The sequence below is a fragment of the Vibrio sp. HS-50-1 genome (genome assembly GCF_024747315.1).
GTDB lineage: Bacteria > Pseudomonadota > Gammaproteobacteria > Enterobacterales > Vibrionaceae > Vibrio > Vibrio diabolicus.
Genome location: NZ_JAMPZF010000010.1, coordinates 1 through 4,690 on the forward strand (window position 1 = coordinate 1; position 4,690 = coordinate 4,690).

Annotated in this window: 6 protein-coding genes; all 6 read right to left on the reverse strand. The window is 40.8% G+C overall.

Annotated elements, in window-relative coordinates:
- Positions 1-105: 105 nt before the first annotated feature.
- Positions 106-420, reverse strand: a complete 315-nt coding sequence (locus tag NDJ01_RS07890) for a hypothetical protein (RefSeq protein ID WP_065646011.1) — start codon at positions 418-420, stop codon at positions 106-108.
- Positions 421-578: 158 nt separating this feature from the next.
- The gene (locus NDJ01_RS07895) at positions 579-1,151 is read right to left on the reverse strand and encodes a hypothetical protein (RefSeq protein WP_065646854.1); all 573 of its coding nucleotides are present in this window, start codon (positions 1,149-1,151) and stop codon (positions 579-581) included.
- 624 nt (positions 1,152-1,775) lie between these two features.
- Positions 1,776-2,267 (reverse strand): GNAT family N-acetyltransferase, encoded by a 492-nt coding sequence (locus tag NDJ01_RS07910; protein WP_258586524.1) that lies wholly within the window; start codon positions 2,265-2,267, stop codon positions 1,776-1,778.
- Positions 2,268-2,411: 144 nt separating this feature from the next.
- The gene (locus NDJ01_RS07915; RefSeq protein WP_257083063.1) at positions 2,412-2,849 is read right to left on the reverse strand and encodes an N-acetyltransferase; all 438 of its coding nucleotides are present in this window, start codon (positions 2,847-2,849) and stop codon (positions 2,412-2,414) included.
- A gap of 142 nt (positions 2,850-2,991) precedes the next feature.
- Positions 2,992-3,711: a hypothetical protein gene (locus tag NDJ01_RS07920; RefSeq protein WP_258586525.1), complete on the reverse strand. Its 720-nt coding sequence runs from the start codon at positions 3,709-3,711 to the stop codon at positions 2,992-2,994.
- A 206-nt stretch (positions 3,712-3,917) separates the two neighbouring features.
- Complete coding sequence (locus NDJ01_RS07925) at positions 3,918-4,130, reverse strand: hypothetical protein (RefSeq protein WP_253652451.1); 213 nt, start codon at positions 4,128-4,130, stop codon at positions 3,918-3,920.
- Between the last annotated feature and the right edge of the window lie 560 nt (positions 4,131-4,690).

Here is a 4,690-nt window from a genome sequence, read left to right on the forward strand (position 1 = left end):
ATGCCGCCGCATACTGCCTTAAACACAAAACGCAACGCATAGCAAAAATGCCACGCGTTGCGAATCACTCTTAAACAGTTTGTTATGAATGGGCGTTAGCTCAGATTACCCTAGCATGTTCTCAACGTCATACATACAGTGCTGACAGTATACTCCGCCTAGTTCCATTTCACGTAAATAACCGTTTTCTAGATCTTCAATATCAATTTTCCCCTCACAATGACCATCACAATCGCGATCGATTAGAGGAAGTACATCTTGCTCATAGCGATAAATTTGCTTTTCGCTTAAGTTATCTAGTGTGCCTTCGCCGATGATTTGGCGAGTAACACCTTGAGCACGGTCATCTTCAATCATGTCACATTCTTGCAAATGACTTAATACAGAAATTAGCGCAGCACGGCTTCTTTCTTGTTCCATATATTCAAAAGTTTAGGCTACATCATTCTAAATAACTGCAACTTTAGTTAAAAAGCGCTTCATAACGCCGCATTAAGGTGTGAGCGACGCTTGGCTATACTTGAGCGAAGCGAAAATGCCAAGCGTTGCGAATCACTCTTAAATGCTTTGTTAAGTGCCTAGAACTCATGCCAAGCAGTATCGAATTCTCTCTTAAACTCGACCTTTAAGTTTGACTTAAGACCATAAACAAATACTTTGTCACTCGTCTGTACCGTAATGATATATAGACAATCCGGATTAGCTTCTAGTTTCAAGTTACTCTTACGAGGTCCTTTAGAAAATTGAATAACCTGTAAGCGTATATCTAGATCTTGAAGAGGGACCTCTTGGCTAGTTAACTCATTAATTACCCAGCAAACTGCTGCATCTTCACTAACCCTAGTTGGTTTACATTTTTCGATTAGCGAGGATAATTTTTTACCGATCGCAATCCACGCCTCAAGGTTTTTGTTTATTTTGTCTCCAAGCATGAAAACACCAGCAACAGATGAAGCCGATACAACCTTCCAATCTAGGCTATCAAAAAACTCTACAAGAATGGCAGGAAAATCCGCACCATGCCCCGTATCTACATGGTGTAGTTGCAGGCTTTCATCATACTCTCGAAGCCATCCTTCAAGTTCGTTAAGATACTGATGTTCATCCCAATCTTCAGAATCATAGTATGGGTCACCAAAAATGAGCTGCATTACAATATTATCCTCATAGCTGATAAGGCACTTAACGCTCTGTTAAGGGGTGAGCAACGCAATACTGAAGCCGCCGCATACCACCCTAAACACTAAAACCAACGCATAGTAAAAATGCCACGCGTTGCGAATCCCTCTTGAACAGTTTGTTAACTGAGCGCCTTTCAGTTTTCGCCGATCTTTCAGCCACTTTCGCCAAAGCTCGTTTTGCTAATTAGTGATTAGCAAAGCTAACTCAAATATGTATTTAACCAAAAAATTACCGTTTATCTTTAGTTTGAAATGCGTCTCACAACACCATACTTCGGCGATGTAAGTGCGCCGAACTAATCGCGAATGCCTTATATTATTAGAAGGCTTTGTGCCGCCTTTCACATCAGTAAACTTAAATGTCAAACTGAAATTAGTCGCATTAGCTCAGCTAAGGAAACCAACCGAACACGCTAAATCTCTGAACCTAGAAACTGTATCATTGTGCTTTCGTATTTTCTGCGCCAGTTAACGCCCAATTAAGGTGTGAAGCACGCGACCACGACACATAAATAGACCACCGTAAACACTAAATTCACCCCAAACCAAAAATGCCAAGCGTGCTGAATCACTCTTAAATTGTTTGTTAGCCCACTACTCGAAGGTCTCATGAAATTCAACTTCACCTGCTAATTTTTCTTCAGTAAACCAGATTGATTGAAAGTATTCAGCAGGGGCTCCTTGATATGTTAGCTCTGATTCAACTTCAAAGCCTACACGTGAATAGTAGTTTGGGTCTCCAACTAGAACACAGCATATAGCTCTATTTGTAGACAGAAACTCCAAGGCTGAGTTTAATAACGCAGTACCATAACCTTTTCCTTGAGCACTAGGCAAAACAGCCAGTGGACCAAGGCCGAAATACGAGCCATTAACACCATTAATCTTTATTGGGGAAAGAGCGAGATGACCAACAACTGCGCCAGCTTCTTCTACGACCAAGGATAGAACTAAGGCGTCATGTGCACGTAGCTTTTCAGCTAAGTATTGCTCTGTACCAGAAGAGTATGGTTTGCCCAAGAAAGCCAACTTCGTTATCTCTTCAATTTGGGTATAGTCTTTCGAACATTCGTTCCTTATGTTCATAATTCAATTATTCCTTGTGTGGGCTAACGCCCAATTAAGGGGTGAACAACGCCGCCACCCAAACCTAAAGCATTGTGCCATAAACACTAAAACTGAAGTAGAAGCAAAAATGCCAAGCGTTGTGAATCCCTCTTAAATTGATTGTTAGGCTTGTAGTTCCAACAACTGCTCAACCCCAGAGCTTTTCACGATTTTAAAGCCCAATTTCAAATACAGTCGCTTAGCTGGATTCGTTTCAATCACGCTTAACCCAACCTTAGATTTCGTTCTTTCCGCTTTAGCAATTAGGTCGAGAATTAGCTTACTACCTATTTTCATACCTTGAAACTCAGGAGAGATCTGAATTTGAACCAAATACCAATAGTTAAGTTCTTCATTGTATGTGGCTTTGAACAACCCAATAGGCTTACAATCCAACTCAATGATTTGTGCATGAGAAAACTCATAGCGTATTCGCTTTTCATACTCTTCAGTACTCGTTGGCATACCTACTTCTTCTAGATACCGCCTCATCGTTTTATCACGTAATGACAGCAAGAAAGGAATATCTGTCTCACTCGCTCGTCTAAGGGAAATATCCATGTTTCCACCAAAAGCCTAACGCCCAATTAAGGGGTGAACAACGCCTCGATCAAAACTTAAAACATTGCGCCATAAACACTAAATTTGAAGTAGAAGCAAAAATGCCAAGCGTTGTGAATCCCTCTTAAATTGCTTGTTATATTCACTTTTTCAATGGTGATTCTATTGATTTAACCTCTCCCGAACTAAGCACTGTAACAACTTCATTATGGGGATTATAAACAAGGTAGAATTTGTCATATGCTCTCAATACTACCCCTTCAATAGTATTGTCAGAAAGTTCAATTTGAACCGTGTCGAGCGTGTCAGTATCTTGTTTAGCCGAAATGAAACCTGCAAATAGTACCCATAAAGTTACCGCTGGAATCCAACGAGTCATAGACCAAACGACTCTAGGGGTTTGATTTAAAATCCGCTCGTGACCAAAAGCGAAATTATGGAACAAAAACCAAAGTATGATTGAGAAAAACTGCCACCCAGCAAGAGGGATTTCAACACCTAACACTGAGGCGATCGGAATGGCGATGGTAACAGCGGTTACCAGATAAACTGGGGATTGCCTAATAAAAGCAGTTCGCTTCGGGTTAGGAGCGCTATTGATAATTTCAGATTCGGACTTCCCTTGCTTTACTCTACGAGTAAACAATTCGATGATTGAAACGAAAAACACGCACAGAATAGCAACGGGTAACCAAATTAGTGAACTTCGCAGATGATCTGATATCGTGGTAGGAACCTCGGAAAATGTGAGTCCAAACCCACCAAAGTACCCCAAATCGTAAACTACTGATAGCGAGAGTATCGCTGGCACTAGCGTACTAACATACTTTGGGATATTATCAATTACCTTAAAGCTTTCCATATGCCTCCTCGTGAATATAACGCCGCGTTAAGGGGTGAACAACGCAAGCCGCCAAACCTAAATTATTGTGCCATAAACACAAAAGCTAAACTTAGAACCAAAATTGCCAAGCGTTGAGAATCCCTCTTGAACGCTTTGTTATGTTCGTAGCTATTTGAAGCCACTGATATTTACAAAACTACGTCTGGTCGATGCAACAGACTTGCTCACGCTAGGTGCTGCAACACTTCAATTTGAATCTCTCTCAGTAAATTTTGAGTATGCTCCGACTGTAAATTAAGTTCGCACCAGCCATCAGTTCCCATATATTCAGCAGAAATATAGCTGATATTTTTAATACCACTTTCATTGTTGAGGATTCCAGATAGTCGGAAAATACCTAACTTTGTGTGGATTCTGCTAATTTTGAAGTTTTCCATAAACCTCCAAGAACATAACGCCTTGCTAAGGTGTGAGTAACGCAATACAAAAGCTACCGCACAGCGCCTTAATCATCATAAGCCACCGCATAGTAAAAATGCCACGCGTTACGAATCACTCTTAAGCAATTTGTTAGTACATGCGCTACTTCTATTTATACGCTCCAAGATATTGAAAAATGGCATAATATGAAAGGCTTTGAACACTGAAGTGAGACGGGCAGCTACAAAACTTTACCCCGATTGAAAGACGAAAGTTGGCTAGAAGAAAAACACTCTGAACTGCCCTACTTTCACTGGCTTCAAATTAGAAAAGGATTCTTTCCTCGTACTTCAACAGCCACACCAAAAGTAATCAAGGCTCTCTCAAAAGCCACCACGAAAACGAAGAAACGCCAAAGAAATAGGCTAAGAGTTAGAAGCCGTAAACGGTGAAATCAAAGTGAACACTCCACATATAGTGCCACCGGAAAGAACGTGAAAGGCACTGACTGAAAGGTGTAAATACAAGCGCTAAAACAGATAAACACCAAAACTTATGATCTTTGATGTCAAACCCG

Bases quoted from the DNA above. Each gene is read 5' to 3' on its own strand.
- NDJ01_RS07890 (WP_065646011.1), bottom strand. From the start codon at position 420: ATGGAACAAGAAAGAAGCCGTGCTGCGCTAATTTCTGTATTAAGTCAT.
- NDJ01_RS07915 (WP_257083063.1), bottom strand. From the start codon at position 2,849: ATGGATATTTCCCTTAGACGAGCGAGTGAGACAGATATTCCTTTCTTG.
- NDJ01_RS07925 (WP_253652451.1), bottom strand. From the start codon at position 4,130: ATGGAAAACTTCAAAATTAGCAGAATCCACACAAAGTTAGGTATTTTC.
- NDJ01_RS07910 (WP_258586524.1), bottom strand. From the start codon at position 2,267: ATGAACATAAGGAACGAATGTTCGAAAGACTATACCCAAATTGAAGAG.
- NDJ01_RS07895 (WP_065646854.1), bottom strand. From the start codon at position 1,151: ATGCAGCTCATTTTTGGTGACCCATACTATGATTCTGAAGATTGGGAT.
- NDJ01_RS07920 (WP_258586525.1), bottom strand. From the start codon at position 3,711: ATGGAAAGCTTTAAGGTAATTGATAATATCCCAAAGTATGTTAGTACG.